Genomic DNA, 20653 nt, shown 5'->3' with positions numbered 1-20653 from the left:
GTGATACAATGCCTTTACGACATAAAATGAATACGTTTACATAAGGAGATGGATCATGATGAAACTGTCTGTATTCACGGTGGCTACCCCTGATCTGAATGCAGAAGAACTGGCATCGGCTGCGGCAGCAGCGGGAATTGATGGAATTGAGTGGAGATTCCGTGGAATTCCTGAAGATGCTATGTCTGAAGAGCCTTCTTACTGGAGAAATAATCGATGCTCGGTAGATCCGAGCCGCTGGGAGGAACAGGTTCCTGTTTTTCGTGAAGCAGCGTTAGGGCAAGGTAGAAAATCCATCGCACTTGTACCGTATCTGAACTGTGAAGATCTGTCTGCCACCAAGCAAGCGTTTCAGGCTGCGGCTGGTTTAGGAGCATCTATGATGCGTGTGGGTGTCCCTGGATATGATCGCAAGACCAGTTATCCTGAGTTGTATCGTAAAGCCGTTGATTACCTGAGTGAAGTTCAAGATCTGGCCAAACAGTACAACATCAAGGCGATTGTAGAGACACATCACCAGACGATTGCACCGACGGCATCGCTGGCCTATCGGCTTGTGCAATCACTCGACCCGCAGCATGTGGGTGTATTGTACGATCCAGGCAATATGGTGCATGAAGGATATGAGAATCATCGAATGGGACTTGAGTTGCTGGGCCCTTATCTGGCTCATGTACATGTAAAAAATGCCGGGTGGTTTGAAGCAGAAGGGAAAGATTCGCAAAAGGCTAATGTGACTGAGAAGAGCAACGGAGTGGCTCTGAATACAGCCTGGAAATGTCACTGGACGCCGCTGACTGAAGGCATGGTCGATTGGGTACAGATGGTGCGGGATCTTCGTGCCGTTGGGTATGACGGATACTACGGAATTGAGGACTTTAGTGGTGCCTTGGAATCCAAGGCGATGTTACAGCATTTTGCAGACGTTTTCGCCGAAATTGAGCGTCGTGTGGACGAGGGGGAGCAGTCATGAGTATCGTACGAGTAGCGGTGATTGGTATAGGAAACATGGGAGCAGCACATGCCAGAACGTTGGTGGCTGGAGAAGTACCCGGTGCAGAGCTGGTCGCCGTATGTGATGTAAGAAGAGAGATGGAGAGCTGGGTATCCAGTCACCTTCCGGCAACGGTCACCTATTGGCAGGATGCAGAGCAGATGATGGCTTCGGGTACGATTGATGCGGTCATTATTGCAACGCCGCACTATGATCATCCGGAACAGGCCATTCAGGCTTTCCAGCATGGCTTGCATGTCATGATCGAGAAGCCGGCCGGTGTATATACGAAACAGGTACGCAAGATGAATGAAGCGGCCGCAGCCAGTGGCAAAGTCTTTTCCATGATGTACAACCAGCGGACCAATCCACTATACATTAAGCTGAGAGACTTGATTGCTTCAGGGGAACTGGGCGAGGTACGGCGTACTAACTGGATTATTACGAACTGGTATCGATCCCAGAGTTATTATGATTCCGGCGGCTGGCGGGCAACTTGGGCAGGGGAAGGTGGCGGTGTACTGATTAACCAGGACCCGCATCAACTGGATCTGTGGCAGTGGACCATCGGCATGATGCCGGTACGAATGCGTGCTTTCTGTTCGTTTGGCAAGTATCGGAACATTGAAGTGGAAGATGATGTAACGGCTTATGTGGAGTATGAAAATGGAGCAACGGGTGTCTTCGTAACGACTACTGGAGAAGCACCGGGTACCAATCGATTCGAGGTCAACGGAGACCGAGGTAAAATCGTTATCGAAGATGGAAAACTTACGTTCTGGCGACTTCGGGAATCTGAGCCTGAATTCAATCAGCGGTTTACCGGAGGTTTTGGACAGCCAGAATGCTGGAAATGTGAAATCCCGATTACAGGTGTGGAAACGGGTCACCCGGGTCTGATTCGTAACTGGGTTGATGCGATTCGCACAGGTGCACCACTTATTGCTCCCGGTGAGGATGGTATACACGGATTGACGTTATCCAACGCTATGCTGCTGTCTACCTGGACGGATAACTGGGTCGATCTGCCGATCGATGAGGATCTGTTCTACGAGCATCTGCAGGAACGCATTGCTGGTTCAACGACAAAGAAAGACAAGGCATTCAGTGGCAGTCAACCTGCTGATTTGAGTCAGACGTTTAAATGAAGACGATTTGTTATATAAGACGAGTTCATTGTAATCAACATTTTATAATAAGGATGGGATGACATGGCTAAAGACGGAATGTTTTATGCACCAAAAAGTGTTACAAAAGAGGTCGTATGTGGTCCGGGTGAATTCACCATTGCTGCTGTTGCGCTGGATCATGGGCACATCTACGGCATGGTTGGGGCATTGTTGGAGGCTGGTGCTACCCTCAAGTGGGTGTATGATCCGGACCCGGCGAAGGTAGCGGCATTTCAGAAGCAGTTCCCACAGGCTCAAGTTGCTGGATCGGAAGCAGAAGTGCTTGCAGACGATGAGGTGTTATTGGTGGCAAGTGCAGCGATCACTTCAGATCGTGCACCGCTTGGTATGAGAGTTCTGGCCGCAGGCAAGGATTATTTTACAGACAAAGCCCCATTTACCACGCTGGAGCAATTAAAGCTTGCACGAGAAGAAGTGAAGCGAACAGGCAAGAAGTACATGGTGTATTACAGTGAACGACTGCATGTAGAAAGTGCGATCTATGCGGGGCAGCTCATTGAACAAGGGGCAATCGGCAAAGTAGTGCAAGTTATGGGTACAGGCCCGCATCGCCTGAATGCTGGAGGAAGACCCGACTGGTTCTTCAAGCATGAGCAGTATGGCGGTATTCTCTGTGATATCGGGAGTCACCAGATCGAACAATTTTTGACGTTTGCATCATGTACGGACGCTGAGGTAGGGTTCAGTCGTGTGCATAACTTCAATCATCCACAGTTCCCGGAACTGGAAGACTTCGGTGAAGCTTCTCTGATTGGTGATAATGGAGCCTCCGGTTACTTCCGAGTGGATTGGTTTACACCGGATGGTTTGGGCACATGGGGCGATGGGCGTACAGTTATTCTGGGAACGGACGGTTATATCGAGCTGCGGAAGTATATCGATATCGCAAGAGAACCTCAGGGGGATCAGGTGTACCTGGTCAATCATGAAGGGGAGTACCGTTACAATGTAAAAGGCAAGGTCGGTTACCCGTTCTTTGGTCAACTCATTCGCGATTGTCTGGACCGGACTGAGACCGCCATGACACAGGAACATGCATTCAAAGCGGCAGAACTTTGTCTGATTGCACAACATAAAGCGATGAGCGAGCGCGTGATGTGGAGTAGCGGAGCGAAGTAAATGTTTTAGGTGAAGGGAAGAAAGCAAGGGAAGATCACAATAGGTTATCTGTAATTCTTCTATTGTTGAGTGAGGAAAAGAGCAGCCCAAGTGTTAATTTGCATCCAACATGTTAGTTATTTCTAACGAATGGAGCAGTTCACATTGGGGCTGCTTTTTTGAGTACGTTCGTGACTTCGCAGATGGATTAATATGGGTTATATTATATGTAGTTCGGATATTCGTTAAAAAGAGAGGTGTTTACGAAGTTCGTAGATATGATGTTATCTGAAATCAAGGCGAATAAAAAAGGAGCGACAATATGGAGCTTTATTATGGTTGTCCTGTGTTCATAACAGAAGGCACATTTAAGGGACGAATTGGGTATTTTGATGATGTTGAATTAGATGAAAATGGCTTGCCGATTGGGTTTGTTAGTTTCGGAAATCCTCTTTATTCAAGTGAATACAAGATGCCAATATCATATCTCAGAGAAATTAATACAGAAGATTTATATAAACGTCAGGGAGACATTCAAAATGAATTGATGAAAATAAATTACTCAAAGAGGAGAGCCAACCACGAAAAAATAAAGGTAGACTTACTGACGGAATTTATTTATATAGAAACCTTATTTTCTGATAAATATTTCAATGCGAGACTCTTACATAATAAGAGTGGTAAGACCTTGTTTATTTCTCATTCTTCAATGGATAAGCCGCTTGCTAGATTATTAGCAACGGACTTAGCTGAAGCAGGGCATAGTCCATGGCTAGATGAATGGCACATAAAAATTGGTGAATCAATTCCAGGTAGTATTTCTCAAGCTCTACAAGTATGTGATTATGTCCTTGTCTTACTCTCGAAGAACTCAATCAAATCTGCATGGGTTGAACAAGAATGGTACACAAAATATTGGGATGAGATTACTGAAAGGAAAGTTAAAATACTTCCTATATTAATTGAGGATTGCAACATACCTGAATTGTTAAAAACAAAAAAATATGCTGATTTCAGAGAAGATTATAATAGAGGGCTTAGAGAGTTACTTCTTGCTTTTGACTGATTGTGAATTAATGTGAAAAGTTAAGGCGTTAGTAGTATTTAGTAGGAAAATTCTTAGATGGCCTTGACCTCAGATAACAACATATTCAAGCTGCGCCTCCTTGCGGAGTCTTGGTCTGTTGGTTGGATTTCGAAGAGGCGTTACAACAGACAACCTTTTGGGTTCGTGAATACAGAAACGTTATATGCAATAGGCCGGAAAACAATAATATATGAGGGTGATTCTATGAAAAACTGGATGAAGATCGATTCTTCTCTTAACTATCAATTATGGGAGAGAGTATGTAAAAACTTTAATTTCAAACCCAGTATTTATAAGGAAGAATGGCCAAGTTTTACTCCGCCTAGTCCCTTTATTGTTTATAATATTGCTCATCTATATGGACCAAATTTCGAGAAGTTATATAGTGATTTAGAGACATGTATAACAAAGGCTATGATTAAGTGCTCTGATGAAGATGAATATTTGTATGTACTCGATTGGCAACATGAATCATATTGGTTTAACCCACGGCTTGATAGCCCCAGGAATGAGCTGAATGAATGGCCTATCCCTTTATATCCCAATGGGGACTACTACTTTTTTATTAAGAAGGACTTTTCATGGGGGTATTTAGGTCACCCATGGGAGAAATCAATTTGTATTTTTGGAGAAGAACTATTAAAAGCTATGGAAACAAATAAGCCAAAACTATTTAATCAGGAATTAAGAAGAAGTATTTGTAGGAGTATTCGAAGAAGCGGCCTACTACATATAACATAATATTCACGCTGTGGCTCCTTATGGAGCCTTGGTCTGCGAGGTGGATTTCGAAGAGGCATTTCAGCAGACAACCCCTTCGGGGTTCATGAATACAGGAACGTTATACGACAGAATCAAAAAGAATAGAAAAGAGGATCATATGATCCTCTAAATGCTAGAGTTTTGCAATTCACTATAGAGTTGTAGAGCGTCTTTGAAGCCTTGTATGTAGATACTTCTTTCTAAGATGGATTGAAGAGAAATTTGAGCGTCTTCGTAAAGAAAAACCGTGTGTTGAAGTTGATCGGGTAAAGCATCACGAAGTGTTTTAAAGTATTGATCTGTCTCCGAAGAGAGCTGATTGTATTCCGGATGACATTCAAGAAGTTCAGTATAGAGTAATTCTAGACGTACTCTTATGAGTGGTTCTGTAAGCGATTCTAATGTATTAACCATATAATATTCCTCCCTTAATTAACTCTATAGAGTTATTATATAACCTCTAAAAGTTAATTACAAGGTGAATATTTGACTTTATAGAGTTAAAACTTCGCTTTTCGTTGATGATTACTAATGTGAACGATAAGATAGAACTATGGAGGGGAAAAAATGAACGTAATTAAGTGTAATATACGAGAACTCATGGCAGAACATCGAATAGATGATATAACAGAATTGATGGTGAGATCGGGCTTAAGTCGGAACTCAATTAACAAGTTATATAGGGAAACGAATATAGAAACAACAAAGTTGGAAACTTTATTCAAGCTATGCGATACATTTAACTGCAAATTATCGGATTTGATTGAGTATGTACCTAAAGAAAACTAATTTGTGATGTTAGAATCGAGAAGAGATCCTGTCGTATAATATACTATCTAAGCAGCGTCTCCACTGGGGCCTTAATCTGCCGGAAAGGTTCCGAGGAAGTATTTCATTAGGCAACCTCTAGTGAGGTTCGAAAATACAGAAACATTATACGAAAGACTGTGAAAGGAGAATTCAAAATGATTGAAAATGAATTACAAGGTGCATCTTTAAATGAAGCAATTTCTAAAGAATTGATAAATACTAGTTTGGATTTAACTATTGACTACAGTGAGATAGCCCTGGATTCAATAGTAGGTGATAGTATTGCCAATGAAATCCCAATAGTAAAGAGCATAGTATCCTTGGGAAGGTTAGGAATTTCTATAAAACAACTTCATTTCACCAAGAAAGTACTATGCTTTTTGAGAGAATTTCATTCCAGAGATTCAACAGATGAATTTTTAAAATTCAAACATAAGCTTACTACTGATCATAAGTTTAATTACAAGGTTACAGAACAAATTATATTAATAGTTGATAGATTACGTACTGAACAAAGATCTGTTTTGTTTGCTAAGCTATTTATAGGTCATATACAAGAAAGATACAATTGGGAAACGTTCTGCTATTTTTCAGAATGTTTAGATTCGATGCAACTTATTGATTTAGATGTTCTTGATTATTTGTTCACTATAAAGTCGGATGAAATTGAGAATATAGCTGTTCCTTCAGTTGATAAATATATGCTTTTAGCATCTATTGAAAGATTAAAATCATTTGGGTTTGTTGGTATGAAAGGATTAACTTGGATTAGCACATCAGATGACTTTAAAAAAGAAGCTTTTATTAGTAGCCTAGGAGTAATTGTTTATAATGCAATAAAAAGTTAGATATTTAAATTTAGCACAGTCTTTGGTATAACAAAACATTCTTGCTTCGTTGCTTTCGCCTCTTGATAGTCAAGGGGAGTAAAAGTGGAACAGAAGACACGTCCAAATGATTAAGTCTGATTACCCGGTGCTAAGCACTTCAAGCTGTTTAAACAAGAAGGAGAAGATAACATGATCGAAGGAATATTAACTGGTGTTTTAGGAAATGGAGCTTATAATTTTTTGGAGAAGTTAATAAAAAAATATTTTAAACATGAAGAAGAAGAAGTGATTCAACTATTTATAATTGCTATTAACACGGCATCGGCTGACTTTTTTGATAAATACGTTGAAGACTATGGGACTAAAGAGAGCAGTTTTTTGTCTGTTGAGAACAACTGGGAGCTGTTGATTCAAAGTATCTTCTACGGGTCTAAGGAACTTCGAGAAGAAGATTTTGTTTTAAATGGAATAGGAATTGATAGAGCAGAACTTCTTATAGGAGTTAGAAAATTTATTGATATGTTGCAACTGGAAATAAAGAAGAATTGGAAGCTGGATAAAATATTGAGTGAAAAAAAACACATAACTGACTCGGAAAGAAATCATGTAGAACTTAAAGAAAAAATATCTTTTTTAGAAAAACTAATTACTGGAATGGTTGCAAATAATCACGCTTCTACAAAAGAAAAGAAAGTTGAACCAAACATAGTTACAGGTATAAATTCTGAATCCTTCGAATTCGGGAAAAAATATAAAATACTAATTGAAAGTGGAGCATCGATTAACTACATGCTAACGAAAGAATTGGCCTATGTAGAATATATTTTTGAAGATGGCGCTATAGCGTATTATGAAGTTGATTACAGTGGATCAGTAAGGGCTTCTAAATTTCCTTACCCCCTCGAAGAATATCAAATAAATTTTCCTGAGAAATCATTGATTGAGAGAAAAATCATAAATTTATCAAATGGAAACGTACAAGAAATAGTGAGCTTTCGTTGGGGGAAATATTTATCTATTATTAAAGATTCGCAAGGTCATGTTTTAAATATGGATGCTCAATGTAGAATTGAAGTCGATCATAGAAATAAGAAAATTATTATTATGGAAGAATGAATGAATTCAATTGAAATTGTAAACTGATTTAATTAAGTATGCTTCTGATTAAAAACTATAGTGAAGGCAGATTCAAGAAGTGACTCCGTCGTATAACACAATATTCATGCGGCGGCTCCTTCGGAGCCTGGGTCTGCGGGATGGATTTCCGAGGGGCATTTCGGCAGACAACCCCTTCGGGTTCATAAATACAGGAACGTTATGTGACATTGCAATAGTGAGGTGAAGAATCATTAAATCTATATTTAAATTTCTATTTAACGAAAATGCTAGTGGAGATCAAGTACTAAATACTAAGGCTGATTTTGAAAGAATAATCAAGTTTGCTAAGGATGTTATAAATTCATATGAAGATAAGTCAACTATGTATAAGAATAAACGTTTTATTGCTGAGACTCACCCAATCATTGATGTAATTAGATTATTAGGTAGGAAGGTCCAAACAGAGTATTTAATGAACTTATTATATTGTGACGAAGAATCATCTCTAGAGAAGCTAGATTATACAACTGTTTTATTTGATACAAGAAATCCAATAACAAAAGAAGGTAAATCCTTTAGAGAGATAGTTACAACATTGGATATGAAGAAAGAGATAACATTAGCTAGGGACTTGATTCTCCCATGGCCATGGCAAAGGGACAGACTTATAAATTCGATTACGAATATTGGGCATGGAAGAATAGCAGAGGAATGGAGACAAGATAACAACCATTTGGTAGAACTTTGGTTACCCATGGGTATCGCATGGGTGCGTGGTGGAAACCATTCAATAAGTGCTGGAATTATACAAGGGAGCGGTACTATTCAACCAACAAGTATTGTGGATATTAGCAATATTTTTAATCATATCTATACAGATGGTATGAATTATTATAGGAGCTCAGACCATCAAATCATATCACCAGTAATAAATATAGAATTTGCAGCCATTTTTGAAATTGGGCGGATCATGAAAGACAAATCAATTTGTTTTTAGTAATCCTAAGAAGATTGCAACGTCACATAACATAATATTCAAGCCGTCTCCTTCGGAGCCTTGGTCTGCTGGATGCATTTCGAGGAGGGAATTCAGCAGACAACCCCTTCGGGGTTCGTGAATACAGAAACGTTATCAGAAATTGTAAGTCGGAAAAATTAAAGCTTTTTGTTATTGATCTTTCGAGGATGAGGGGTGTGCTTAATGGGATTGTTTGAAGAAATAAGAGAAGATAATTGCGCTCTATGTGGTAAAAAATCCAAACTTGAGGAAAGTCATATTATTCCCAAATTTGTTTTCAGACATCTTAAAAAAGACTCTTTTACTGGTAAACTAAGAGTTTTTTCGAATCCGAATGTTCCACAGCAAGATGGCGATAAACAGCCATTATTATGTGGTGAATGCGAAGATCTATTTAGCAGAAATGAAACACATTTTGCTAATAAAGTTTACTATCCATTCAAGCACAATGGCTTTAATGGATTAACATATGAAGGCTGGCTTCATTATTTTATTACGTCTGTTAATTGGAGAAGCTTATATCTCGACATAATTGAATTTGAAAAAGCTGAGGATGATGAAAATAAAATAGATACTAAACAATTAAGTGTTTTGAAAAAATCAGAGGAGATAATGAGATCTTACTTGCTAGGCAAACAGCGTGATATTGGTCAAATAGAAAACCACATTTTCTTTTACGACAAAATTGAATCTGCTGATGATAAAACAGCGAGTAGTAATCCGTATTCTCTAATACACGGTTCAGCTTTCGGTTACACTTTATTAGATCATCAATCACAGGCGATATCAGTGTTTTCGAATTTAACTGGGATAATTATTGTAACGGTTCTTAGGAAGCATCCTAAAGAACGATGGAAGAATACATTTGTCAAAGTTGAACCGGGAAAGATAAAGTTACCTCAAATGACCAATAGTTCTGTTTTCGGTGAAATTCATTATTTGGAAAATCAAAGAAAAGAAATGTTCAATGCAATGAATGAAAATCAAATTAATAAAATACTTGATAAAGTAAAAAAGAATCCAGAAGGATTCAAAAGTAGCGGATCTTATAAACGACTAATAGAAGACGGAAAAATAAAAATTATTAAGGATTGAAAATACAAATACCATATTAAGTACATCAATGAAGTCTACAACATCTGATAACATAATATTCACGCTGCGGGCATACGCCCTTGGTCAGGCATTCGCCAGACACCCAACATTCGTTGGGTCGTGAATACAGGAACGTTATACGCAACCCCTTAAGAATGTTAAATCATGCAACCAATTAATAACAAATAATAAATATAGGTGAAAGAATACATTTACAACGTAGCAGTTGAAAACCAGATGAACGGAATATTAGAAGGTGTACCATATAACAATAAATTTCCACTCGTTAGTTATGCTCCTTGGTCATCAAGAGGAATACCAGAGAAGCGGATTCATAATAAAGTGCAAACTAAAGAATATTTCTATTATGCGAAAGAGAGGATTAAATGAATTATCATTTTGGTTTTTCATGGAAGGGTCTGATAATCTTTTTATTGCCAATGATACCAAATATATTTTATTTTTTAATTCCTGCGTCAGATATATCAGGAAACAATGCAAATAGCCATTTGATTTTAGATGTTTTGGAGCACGGAAGTCAGGGCAATATTTTTCTTTCTTCTGATATTTGTTGTAAGAAAACAAGCATCTGAAATGCGATGTCCGTATATAATTGGTATGGCAATAATGTTGATTTTTTATTATGTGCTATGGATATTGTATTTTACAGGCAACGCAAACTCGATTATTTTTTTGGGGATGGCCGTTCTCCCGGTAGTATATTTTATATTAGCTGAGATTTGGCTTCAAAATTATCTGGCTATTATACCAACAGTACTTTTTGGTATTGTGCATGTCATTAATACATATTTGTCTATTGCGAATTAAAGGGAGGACAACAATTCTCTTAAATTTTGATTGTGCGTTCAACATGTAATCTATATCAAGGATTAAGTCCCGAATGGTGAGGGTAGAAGTAAGCCATAGCTTAAGGCAGGGGTGTCCAACGTGAGCAGGAATCTGAATAAAGCCATCGGCAAATCTCCGGTCCGAGGAGCACGAGCCTCTTATAAGGCTAGCGTTCATTGGATGAAGTTACTACACATACCAAGGTTGATACTGTTGAAGGCGTACGAGAGTAAATGAGGGGATCTTTCCTATGCGGAAACGGATTTGATAGGAGCAAAAGATAGAATCAAAAGATAAAACACGTAAAGACATATTAAATACATAAAACACACAAGACATATAAGGGTGTGGAATCGAAGAAGAAGGGGCAGCGTATAACAATGCATTTTTGCTTCGTCGCTGACGCTCCTCGGTCTTCAAGAGGGATTTTGGAGAAGTGGAATCAGGCGACACATCCAACCGGCTAAGTGGCAAAGCCACCCGGACCTCCGGTCCTTAAGCCGTTTGGACGTCAGAAATGCGCAACGTTATTTGACATAAAACTATTACATTTTAGGAGTAAATAATGAATATCACTTTCTCGAAATGGGTTCAATATTATCGAAGAAATAATCAAAATCTCAAATATATTCATTGGGACGACAACTATAAATTAACAACTAATGAAAGAGAAATAATCATTAAGTCACTTCAACAGTTTCAATTAGGAGAAAACTCTGAAGGTAAATATCTAATTAAACGTGCACAAGAATATGTACATCAGACACAAGATCAGGATTACTATGAAGCGCTTATAGAGTTCATTAAAGAAGAACAAAGGCACGCTAGAGATCTGGGCAGATTTATGAAGGTACAGGGAATCCCACTCCTTCGTAGACATTGGGTGGACAATGTATTTAGAAGATTACGTCGATATGCGAGTTTAGAACAATCAGTCATTGTTCTATTAACCGCTGAGATCATTGCTAAGTTGTACTATAAAGCTTTGCAAAAATCTACAAAGTCAGAAGTATTAATCGATTTATGTAATCAGATTTTAAGTGATGAGGAGAAACATGTTCAGTTTCAATCTGAAACACTTCATAAATTTGCTCAAAATAGAAACGTTCTCTTTAACAGAATAGTTTATATCCTTCGTAGAATCCTTTTTGAAGGAACGCTAATTGTAGTGTGGTATCAACATAAGCCTGTATTTAAAGCAGGGGGATATAAATACAAAAGTTATTACTATGAATGCCGCCATGAGTTTAACTTAACGAAGAAGATTATAGCTAATTCACAGTAGAGGTTTACGTCAGATAACATTATATCCAAGCTTTGGGGCCTGACGCTCCCAGGGTCAGCCCAGAGGGAATTGGCAGGAAAGTGGAATCAGGCGGGCGGACACATCCGCACCGACTAACCGCATCGCGTTCGCCCCTAACGTGACTTAAGTCGGTGGGGTGTCGTGGATACAGTAACGTTATAGTAAATCAGCGTATAAAAATACAAAATAAATTATTCAAACTCTGAATAGGAGTGAAATCATGCTGGAAGCGGTTATTTTCGATATGGATGGTACACTATTTCAAACAAACAAAATCTTAGAGTTATCGTTAGAAGAAACGTTTTCTGTCTTGAGGTCTCGTAATGAATGGTCGAGTGAAACTCCAACTCAAAAATATCGTGAAATTATGGGAGTTCCTCTACCAGTAGTTTGGGAAACGTTATTGCCGAACCATTCAAATGAAATCAGACGAATTGTAGACGAAATCTTCTTGGAGAAGTTAATTGCAAATATTAATTATGGCAAAGGTGCGCTTTATCCGTATGTCAAAGAAGTTTTTGATTTTTTAAAACAGGAAGGTTGCTTAATTTTTATTGCAAGTAATGGACTAATCGAGTACCTCAATGCTATCGTTAACTGTTACAAGTTAAATAATTGGGTGACAGAAACCTTTAGCATCCAACAAATAGAGACTCAGAATAAGGATGACTTAGTCAGATCTATCCTTATGAAATATCACATCAACAATGCTGCTGTAGTTGGCGACAGGATCTCTGATATCAATGCAGCAAAAAACAATGGATTGAAGGCTTTTGGTTGTCGATTTGACTTTGCCCAAGAATGGGAGCTTAAACATGCAGATTATATTATTGATGATTTACTTGAATTGAAAAAATATATTTAACATCATGGGAAGTGGAATATTTGTGTAAGTATTTTCGAAGAAGACGCTGACATCCTATAACATCATCATATTCAAGTAGCGGCTCCTCACGGAGCCTTGGTCTGCAAGGATTTCGGAGAGGAATTTAAGCAGACACCCCCTTCGGGGTTCATGAATACAGGAACGTTATGTCCCTAAGAGCTTTAAAACATAATGACACTTTTTGGAGGTTAATTGATGGGAGCATGGGGAACTGGAATTTTCGAGAACGATGATGTATTAGATTGGAAGGCAGATTTACTTGATTCTGATGACATCGATTTAATTGAAGAGACGATTGAAGAAGTATTAGAAGAAGATTATATTGAGTCAGATTTAGCTTCCAATGCTTTAGGCGCAATTGAGATCCTTGTAGCATTACAAGGTAATCCTGGGAAAGAAATTTTGAATAATCAAAGTAATACAGAGGATCTATATGACTGGATCAATAGACATAAAGGTAAAGGAAAAAAACTCATTTCAAAAGCTAAACGAGCAGTTAAGAAAATTAAGAAAGATTCAGAACTAAAAGAGCTATGGGAAGAATCAGAAGAATACCCAATATGGTTAAATACAATAAATGACTTAGAAAATCGATTGTAAAGAAATTGATAGTTTTTCGAGAAGAGGAAACTTCACTTAACAAAATATTCAAGCTGTGGCTCCGTTGGAGCCTTGGTCTGCTGGAAGGGTTCCGATGAGGCAATTTCGGCAGACAACCCCTTTGAGGTTCATGAATAAAGGAACGTTAGCAGAAATCAGGGGAATGATTAATTAAATTATAAAGATTAGATAAACTATTAGTTAAGGACGGGGATTTCAATGAGTAGCTTGTTACTAACCTCTTGTGGTTTTTATACTGAAGATATTAAAAATCAATTTCTGAAGTTTATTGATGGAGATATTTCTCAATTAAAAGTCTCAATTATTACAACTGCATCCCCTAGAAAAGAAACTAATAGATATGCACAAAGAGCAATGCAAGAGTTTAAGGACATGGGATTTCAGCATATCAATTTTGTAGATATTGAATTTGATGACCCGCAAATTCTCTTACATAGAGATGTTATTTATATAAATGGTGGAAATCCATTTACATTATTGTATTACGCGAAGAAAAGTGGTGCTGATGAAGTTATTAAATCACTGGCCGCACAGAATGTAATTATAGTTGGAGTAAGTGCAGGAACGTTATTACTGGGGCCAAATATTGACATTGTCGATTTCTTTACTCCACAGATGAATACAATGGATTTAACGGATTTTAAGGCATTAGGTGTAACCGACAAGCTTATTTTTCCTCACTATGATCGAGAGGACATATTTAAAGATAGTACTAGTAAAACAATTGAAGAGAGAATAGTAGAATTTGAATGCAATGAGAACTGTAAGGTGACAAGGCTTAAAGATGAAGAATATATCTCAATCTTAATGAACCAAGCACATTGGAAGTCGTAAATTCATTGAAAGTAGCTCGAAGAAGCCCTGAAATCTTGCCAACACCGTATTCACACTGCGGGGCTAAGCCCCTTGGTCTGTCAGTGGGGTTTCGAGGAAGTAGTATCCAGTAGACAACTCCTGTGAGGCTAAGTCTTCGACCCAGTCGCTCCATTAAGTCTCTCGGGTTCGTGAATACAACAACGGTAGATAAAATAACGAAGAAGTTTATATTGGGAGTTGATTCATTGAAGTATTCAACTGTAGTTCTTGACTTGGACGGAACATTATTAAATTCAAAAAAAGAAGTATCTAAGAGAAACGTAGATGCGGTCTTATCTTGTTATCAGAAAGGAATGAGAATAATATTTGCAACAGCTCGACCGCCCAGGGCGGTTAATTGTTTGCTTCCACAAGGATTAGTAGATATCGGGGCTTTTGTATATTACAACGGAGCTCAAGTGATATGTAAGGAAACCAAGATAGAAATTAATGAATCAATCCCTACTAATGTAACTACAGAAATTCTTGATTACTGTTTGAAGTGTGACCCTCAAGTTGAGCTAACTATGGAAGTGAAGGATGAGTGGTTTAGTTTAAGAGAGCTTGATTATATTAGCTCAATGGACACACAATCAAACCCCATAGTAAAACCCTTAAAAGAATTAAAGCAATATGATGCCACGAAGATACTTCTGACTGGCAATAATCACAATTCTGGATTGTTTGAAAAATTCGAGGGTAGAGTGAATATACTAATTACGGATAATAATAAATTAGTACAAATCATGCCTCTTCTGGCATCTAAGGAAATGGCAATTACTAAACTCTGTGAATTATATAATGTAGAATTGGATTCCGTTATTGTATTTGGTGATGATCATAATGATGTAGGCCTCTTTAAGAAGGCTGGATATTCTATTGCTATGGGGAATGCGATTAGGGAATTAAAGGAAATTGCTGATGAAATAACCGTTAATAATGATGAAAACGGTGTTGCTGTAAGTCTAGAAAGATTTTGTGGGTAACTCAAGGTTACTTTATCTAACAGTACATTCATACACCGTCGCACTTGCTCCTCGGTCGCCAAGAAGGATATCGGAGAAGTTGATTAAGGCGACACATTCAATCAGCTAAGTCTATTGACTCGTTCCCTACGGTAAGCTGCTTGAACGTCAGGAATACAACAACGTTAGCCGAAAGAAGTTCTTATTTTAGGAGGAGTCTATATGATATTAGAAAAAGTTATAAATAGAATTACAATACAAAGTGAATATAAGGATTTGGTTGATAAGTATATAGATCATATACTTAACGAATTTAAAGGTAAGATTCATAGCATTTATATGTGTGGCTCGATTCCAAAAGGAACAGCTCAACCTTTTAAGTCAGATGCAGACTTTACTATTGTATGTGCAAATCCCGAAGATATTGATTACGAAAGATTGTCAATGATTAAAGACAGGCTTTTGGAAGAATATCCATTCGTCACTAAGATGGATACGATCATTTGCTCGATTGATGATGTATTAAGTAGACCGAATGATTGGGGTTTTTGGATTAAGATCGTTTGTGTTTGTATACATGGGGAGGACATTGGTGAAAAAGTACCCCCGATCATAATTTCTCCAGAATTCATTTTAGACTTAAATACAGATACCAAGGAGGAAGTAGATCGTGTACATCGTTCACTTTCTAATGTTAGTGATCACTCAATGAAAACTAGATATATTAAAGGTTACTCTAAGAGATTAATTCGTGCATTATACTCTTTGGTTTTAGAAGATACAGGGGTATGGGAAGATGAAATCATTAAGATGAAGAATGCCATATTAAACTATTGTGAGATTAACTCCGCTTTAGTTGAGTATCTATATGCTTGTTACTTGGATAGTAGCAATGTACTTGTTGAAGAGTTTTTGAGAAATGCAGATGAAGTATATCGCTATTTTGAGAACGCTTTAAATACAATGGCTGCTTCCAGAAATTCATTTGGCTAACAATATATTAACGAACGTAATCACCTTGAGAAGCGAGTGACCACATCCAGCCCCAAATCCCGTCGGGACATCGCCAATACAAAACGTTATCTGAAATCAGTTAAAATCAATATCAATATGAGGTGCGTAATGGATCGTAAGATTATTCAAACCGCAAAAGAGATTGCAATAAGAATTATTCGCGAAGCAGGTCTAATCTCTAAACAGAAGTTTGATAACTTTGTTGAACTGAGATCTAAAGATGAATTTGGGGATGTGGTTACTGAAGTAGATCATATCTGTGAAGAAATCATCATCAAACAAATACAAGACGTATTTCCAAATCATCAGATACACAGTGAAGAGGCAGGGCTTATCGGAACTAAGCACGATTGGTTATGGTTAATTGATCCTTTAGATGGAACTAATAATTTTACGATTGGTTTACCTGTTTTTGCGATATCAATTACCTTAATGTACAAAAGAGAGCCTGTGCTTGGAGTGGTCTATGAACCTCTAACAGAACGTTTATTTGTATCTGTTATTGGTGAAGGGACAAGCTACAATAATCGACAAATACAAATTAAGAGTAACCCGAATATTTTCAAAGGAAATATAGGTTGGATTCAAGGTCACAGAGTACAAAACGACCCACAAGCAGTAAAACTAAGACAACACATTGATATTAGATTTAAACGAATGTTAAGATTATGGGCTCCAACGATTCAATGGTGTATGTTGGCCAAAGGAGATATTGATGGAATTATTCTGTACAATTCTGAAGGTGATGACTTGTATTCAGGTATCTTAATGGTTAAGGAAGCAGGGGGGCTTGTTATAGATTTTGAAGGAAATAAGTTTAATGGAATGAAAGAAGAACCTTATTTAATTGCATGTCACCCAGACCACAAAGAAGAACTATTGCAAATTGTAAGAGAAGGTTTGAGTTAACGCTAGAAGCAACTGATTTCATCTAACATTATATTCACGCTTCGGAGCTTGACAGCTCCTATTGGTCTCTTAAGTTGGTGGGAGGATCGTGGATACAGTAACGTTATGTGCCATTAAAGGAGATAATTTATGAAAGGTAAGATACTCTTATTAGTTTTTATTACAATAGTGTTTTCATATTGCCAAAATAGTAGTCAATTGACTACCTTGAACAACGAAACTAAATCAATAATGAATTCTGAACTGCCTCCTGATGTAGTGAGTAAAGGTGATGGAACAGAATCGAAAGAAATAACTGAAGGTCAATCAGATGCTTCTAACAATGAAGTGTTATCCATGAGCATTGGGAACTATGAATTGAAAGGAGAATTTTATGATGAAATGCTTCGAAATCCTATAGATCATGATTATGGAGTGGAATTTAATAAACTTCAAAATTCGAAAGAGATTATTACAACATTGGGATGGGGAGCGTTGGAAAGCAAATATACAGAGATTTGGGATAAAGAGATGAATCAAATATATAAAAAGCTGCTTTCTAAGTTGGATAGAGAACCAAGAAAAGCACTAATTGAATCGCAGAAAGAATGGTTACAGTATCACTTAAGGGAATCAAAATTTGTAGAGAAGACATTTATCAATAATGGTTACCTTGGAACACAAGGATCGGTAAGCCTAGGCATGGTTATACGGGAGAGAATTAGGGGAAGAACAATGCAATTATTTGAGTATCGATATTTGTTAGATGGTGAAATTAAGTTTTTATACCAAAGTAAAAAATAGAGTTGGAATCTGGATTAAAGGTTTTTAGGTGATGCTTCGAAGCAGTAACGGCACATAACAATGTATTCAAGCTGTAAGGATACCACCCTTTGGTTGTAAGATGTATAATCATGGAAGAACACTCAGAAAACACGACTCAGCCTAAGATAAGAGCTATCTAAGGCTGGGTATTTTCGTGAACGTGCAGGACGTTATACAACAGAATCAAAAACAATAGAAAAAGAGGGTCATATAACCCTCTATATACTAGAATTCTGCAATTCACTAAATAGTTGTAGGGCATCTTTGAAACCTTGTATGTAGATACTTCTTTCTAGGATGGATTGGAGTGAGATTTGTGCGTCTTCGTAAAGAAAAACTGTATGTTGAAGTTTATCGGGCAAAGCATCACGAAGTGTTTTAAAATATTCATCTGTCTCCACAGAAAGCTGAGTGTACTCCCTATGACACTCCAGAAGATAGAATTATGGAGGGAAAAAGATGAACATAATCAAATGTAATATACGAGAACTCATGGCAGAACATCGAATAGATGATATAACAGAATTGATGGCTAAATCGGGCTTAAGCCGGAATTCGATCAATAAACTCTATAGGGAAACAAATATAGAAACAACAAAGCTGGAAACCTTATTCAAGCTATGCGATACATTTAATTGTAAATTATCTGATTTGATTGAATACGTACCAGGAGCAAAATAAATAGTGAAGGTCGATTTGAGAAACGATTCCGTCCTATAACATAATATTCATGCATTGCTCCTTCGGAGCCTGGGACTGCGGATGGATTTCGAGAAGAGTTTCAGCAAACATCCCCTGTGGGGTTTATGAATATAGCTACGTTGTCCAATACTTCCAATCAAAACAACAACCATAGGAGCAATATTATGACAATCATGTTCAAAGAAATAAAAGACATTGATACACAGGCAATTCAAGAACTGTTTCATTCGGTGGACTGGAAATCAGGAGATTTCCCAGAAGATCTTAGACAAGCAATAAACAACTCGCATACAGTTATTACTGCATGGGATGATAACAAATTAGTTGGTTTAATAAATGCATTGTCTGACGGCGTGATGACAGTATATTTTCATTACATGTTAGTACACAAAGAATATCAATCATTAGGAATTGGAAAGAGAATGATGGAACAAATGCTTAGTCGATATTCTAATATCAAAACAAAAGTGCTTATATCCTATGATAGTGCAGAAAAATTCTATGGATTATTTGGATTTAAGCCAGAAGAAGGCACAAAAGCCATGTTTATTTCAGATATGGTATAGCATTGAAGTAAAGATTCCGATCAGATGAGAATTGATTATAGATGGATTTGTTTTTGAAAAGGTCGCTATATAAAGCTTCAATTCGGATATGAAGGGATACCAGATGATAAGTTATAAACCATTTCAAAAATTATTGATTGACAGGGAAATTAAGAAGCAGGATTTATTGAAAATGACGGGGATTTCATCGGCAACGATGGCAAAACTTAATACGAATGAGTATGTATCGTTAGAAGTAATCGATAAATTATGTACGGCATTAGGATGTCAGCCCGGAGATCTATTGGAGCATATAGAAGATCCGAAACCAAGTTAAAAAAGAAAATAATAAGTTAGTCAATCAGAGAATCGATTCCGCCGTATAACATTATATTCATGCTATGGCTCTTAACGGAGCCATAGTCTGCTGGAAGTGTATTTTATGGAAGCGTTTCAGCATACATATTTAAAAACGCTGAACGTCGTGAGTACGGGAACGTTTTGTGAAATTATCGCTAATGTTAGAAGCAGGGAGGAATAACGGTGAGTCGAAGATAAACTTTAGCTAGATTTAGAATCAATTCTTAGATGTTTTCCAAGAGATAATCTTAATTCAAAATCCGATAATTGGAGGTTAATTATGAGAGCGTTCAATGTAGAAGCAGTTTTTATCGATCGTGATGGAACGATCGGTGGTTCAGATGAAGTCCTTTACCCGGGGGAATTTGAATTGTTTCCATACACCAAAAATTCTCTGGAAAAGTTAAAAATACTTGGAATTAAACTGTACGGATTTACGAATCAGCCCGGTATTTCAAGAGGTGAAGCTACAAAAGAAGAATTTGTAAGAGAAATGATAGAATTTGGCTTTGATAATGTTTTTATATGTCCTCATCAACATACTGAGAGATGTGAGTGCCGTAAACCGAACCCAGGAATGTTACTTGACGCTGCTAAGAAAAACAATTTAGATTTAAGTAAATGTATTGTAATTGGGGATCGATGGTCTGATATTTTAGCAGGTCATCATGCTGGATGCAAAAAGATATTAGTTTTGACTGGAGCAGGGAATGAAGCTTTAAATAAATACAGACATAAATGGTTAAACACAGAAGCGGATTTTATTGCAAGTGATTTCGAAGAAGCAGTTAATTATATTATTAGTCTGGAAGGAACGATTGAAGCGGACCTAAGATAGGAACTATCTAAGATAAG

Annotated in this window: 24 protein-coding genes; 22 read left to right on the top strand and 2 right to left on the bottom strand. The window is 37.5% G+C overall.

Features of this window, described 5'->3' with window-relative positions:
* Positions 1–58: 58 nt before the first annotated feature.
* From AC6CIF_RS00790 to AC6CIF_RS00770, 5 genes are all read left to right on the top strand, one after another.
* Positions 59–973 carry a sugar phosphate isomerase/epimerase family protein gene (locus AC6CIF_RS00790; RefSeq protein WP_498198171.1) on the top strand — a complete coding sequence of 305 codons (915 nt, stop codon included), beginning with the start codon at positions 59–61 and terminating at the stop codon, positions 971–973.
* The gene (locus AC6CIF_RS00785; RefSeq protein WP_076330735.1) at positions 970–2142 is read left to right on the top strand and encodes a Gfo/Idh/MocA family protein; all 1173 of its coding nucleotides are present in this window, start codon (positions 970–972) and stop codon (positions 2140–2142) included. The genes AC6CIF_RS00790 and AC6CIF_RS00785 overlap by 4 nt, the downstream gene beginning before the upstream one ends.
* A 63-nt stretch (positions 2143–2205) precedes the next feature.
* Positions 2206–3303 carry a Gfo/Idh/MocA family protein gene (locus tag AC6CIF_RS00780; protein WP_498197382.1) on the top strand — a complete coding sequence of 366 codons (1098 nt, stop codon included), beginning with the start codon at positions 2206–2208 and terminating at the stop codon, positions 3301–3303.
* Positions 3304–3604: 301 nt separating this feature from the next.
* Positions 3605–4348, top strand: a complete 744-nt coding sequence (locus AC6CIF_RS00775) for a toll/interleukin-1 receptor domain-containing protein (RefSeq protein ID WP_498197380.1) — start codon at positions 3605–3607, stop codon at positions 4346–4348.
* Positions 4349–4573: 225 nt separating this feature from the next.
* Entirely contained in the window at positions 4574–5110 is a 537-nt protein-coding gene (locus AC6CIF_RS00770; protein ID WP_498197379.1) for a DUF2716 domain-containing protein, read from the top strand.
* A gap of 147 nt (positions 5111–5257) precedes the next feature.
* On the opposite strand, the gene AC6CIF_RS00765 is transcribed toward AC6CIF_RS00770, so the two are convergent.
* Positions 5258–5545 carry a DUF6809 family protein gene (locus AC6CIF_RS00765; RefSeq protein ID WP_498197377.1) on the bottom strand — a complete coding sequence of 96 codons (288 nt, stop codon included), beginning with the start codon at positions 5543–5545 and terminating at the stop codon, positions 5258–5260.
* Positions 5546–5698: 153 nt separating this feature from the next.
* Here AC6CIF_RS00765 and AC6CIF_RS00760 point away from each other — a divergent pair, with 153 nt between their 5' ends.
* The 13 genes from AC6CIF_RS00760 to AC6CIF_RS00700 all read left to right on the top strand — a co-directional run bounded on the left by AC6CIF_RS00760 (position 5699) and on the right by AC6CIF_RS00700 (position 18170).
* A complete protein-coding gene (locus tag AC6CIF_RS00760) occupies positions 5699–5920 on the top strand; it encodes a helix-turn-helix domain-containing protein (RefSeq protein WP_014282638.1) in 222 nt (73 codons plus the stop codon).
* 176 nt (positions 5921–6096) lie between these two features.
* Entirely contained in the window at positions 6097–6789 is a 693-nt protein-coding gene (locus AC6CIF_RS00755; RefSeq protein ID WP_498197375.1) for a hypothetical protein, read from the top strand.
* A gap of 171 nt (positions 6790–6960) precedes the next feature.
* Positions 6961–7887 (top strand): hypothetical protein, encoded by a 927-nt coding sequence (locus AC6CIF_RS00750; protein WP_498197373.1) that lies wholly within the window; start codon positions 6961–6963, stop codon positions 7885–7887.
* Positions 7888–8116: 229 nt separating this feature from the next.
* On the top strand, positions 8117–8866 hold the full coding sequence (locus tag AC6CIF_RS00745) for a DUF6710 family protein (RefSeq protein WP_498198169.1): 750 nt from the start codon (positions 8117–8119) through the stop codon (positions 8864–8866).
* Between the two features lie 204 nt (positions 8867–9070).
* Positions 9071–9982, top strand: coding sequence for a hypothetical protein (locus tag AC6CIF_RS00740; protein WP_498197371.1), 912 nt, complete (start codon positions 9071–9073; stop codon positions 9980–9982).
* 1414 nt (positions 9983–11396) lie between these two features.
* Positions 11397–12116 carry a ferritin-like domain-containing protein gene (locus AC6CIF_RS00735; protein ID WP_498197370.1) on the top strand — a complete coding sequence of 240 codons (720 nt, stop codon included), beginning with the start codon at positions 11397–11399 and terminating at the stop codon, positions 12114–12116.
* Positions 12117–12357: 241 nt separating this feature from the next.
* The gene (locus AC6CIF_RS00730; protein WP_498197368.1) at positions 12358–13002 is read left to right on the top strand and encodes an HAD hydrolase-like protein; all 645 of its coding nucleotides are present in this window, start codon (positions 12358–12360) and stop codon (positions 13000–13002) included.
* Positions 13003–13218: 216 nt separating this feature from the next.
* A complete protein-coding gene (locus tag AC6CIF_RS00725; RefSeq protein WP_076318565.1) occupies positions 13219–13623 on the top strand; it encodes a DUF4259 domain-containing protein in 405 nt (134 codons plus the stop codon).
* A gap of 219 nt (positions 13624–13842) precedes the next feature.
* Positions 13843–14478 (top strand): Type 1 glutamine amidotransferase-like domain-containing protein, encoded by a 636-nt coding sequence (locus AC6CIF_RS00720; RefSeq protein ID WP_498197366.1) that lies wholly within the window; start codon positions 13843–13845, stop codon positions 14476–14478.
* 227 nt (positions 14479–14705) lie between these two features.
* Positions 14706–15485 (top strand): Cof-type HAD-IIB family hydrolase, encoded by a 780-nt coding sequence (locus AC6CIF_RS00715; RefSeq protein ID WP_498197365.1) that lies wholly within the window; start codon positions 14706–14708, stop codon positions 15483–15485.
* Between the two features lie 201 nt (positions 15486–15686).
* A complete protein-coding gene (locus AC6CIF_RS00710; RefSeq protein ID WP_498197363.1) occupies positions 15687–16457 on the top strand; it encodes a nucleotidyltransferase domain-containing protein in 771 nt (256 codons plus the stop codon).
* A 129-nt stretch (positions 16458–16586) separates the two neighbouring features.
* Positions 16587–17387 carry an inositol monophosphatase family protein gene (locus AC6CIF_RS00705; protein ID WP_498197361.1) on the top strand — a complete coding sequence of 267 codons (801 nt, stop codon included), beginning with the start codon at positions 16587–16589 and terminating at the stop codon, positions 17385–17387.
* A gap of 129 nt (positions 17388–17516) precedes the next feature.
* The gene (locus tag AC6CIF_RS00700; protein WP_498197359.1) at positions 17517–18170 is read left to right on the top strand and encodes a lysozyme inhibitor LprI family protein; all 654 of its coding nucleotides are present in this window, start codon (positions 17517–17519) and stop codon (positions 18168–18170) included.
* A gap of 239 nt (positions 18171–18409) precedes the next feature.
* On the opposite strand, the gene AC6CIF_RS00695 is transcribed toward AC6CIF_RS00700, so the two are convergent.
* The gene (locus tag AC6CIF_RS00695) at positions 18410–18625 is read right to left on the bottom strand and encodes a hypothetical protein (protein ID WP_498198167.1); all 216 of its coding nucleotides are present in this window, start codon (positions 18623–18625) and stop codon (positions 18410–18412) included.
* A 25-nt stretch (positions 18626–18650) separates the two neighbouring features.
* On the opposite strand from AC6CIF_RS00695, the gene AC6CIF_RS00690 reads away from it, so the two are divergent.
* The 4 genes from AC6CIF_RS00690 to AC6CIF_RS00675 all read left to right on the top strand — a co-directional run bounded on the left by AC6CIF_RS00690 (position 18651) and on the right by AC6CIF_RS00675 (position 20636).
* Positions 18651–18872: a helix-turn-helix domain-containing protein gene (locus AC6CIF_RS00690; RefSeq protein ID WP_174806439.1), complete on the top strand. Its 222-nt coding sequence runs from the start codon at positions 18651–18653 to the stop codon at positions 18870–18872.
* A gap of 185 nt (positions 18873–19057) precedes the next feature.
* Positions 19058–19459, top strand: a complete 402-nt coding sequence (locus AC6CIF_RS00685) for a GNAT family N-acetyltransferase (RefSeq protein ID WP_498197357.1) — start codon at positions 19058–19060, stop codon at positions 19457–19459.
* Positions 19460–19562: 103 nt separating this feature from the next.
* Positions 19563–19775 carry a helix-turn-helix domain-containing protein gene (locus AC6CIF_RS00680; RefSeq protein WP_498197355.1) on the top strand — a complete coding sequence of 71 codons (213 nt, stop codon included), beginning with the start codon at positions 19563–19565 and terminating at the stop codon, positions 19773–19775.
* A 303-nt stretch (positions 19776–20078) separates the two neighbouring features.
* On the top strand, positions 20079–20636 hold the full coding sequence (locus tag AC6CIF_RS00675) for an HAD-IIIA family hydrolase (protein WP_498197354.1): 558 nt from the start codon (positions 20079–20081) through the stop codon (positions 20634–20636).
* Positions 20637–20653: the final 17 nt, after the last annotated feature.

It is taken from the genome of Paenibacillus sp. GQ49 (genome assembly GCF_059759055.1).
The sequence above is the reverse complement of the archived record's forward strand: the minus strand, read 5'-3'. Positions and strand labels throughout refer to the sequence as shown.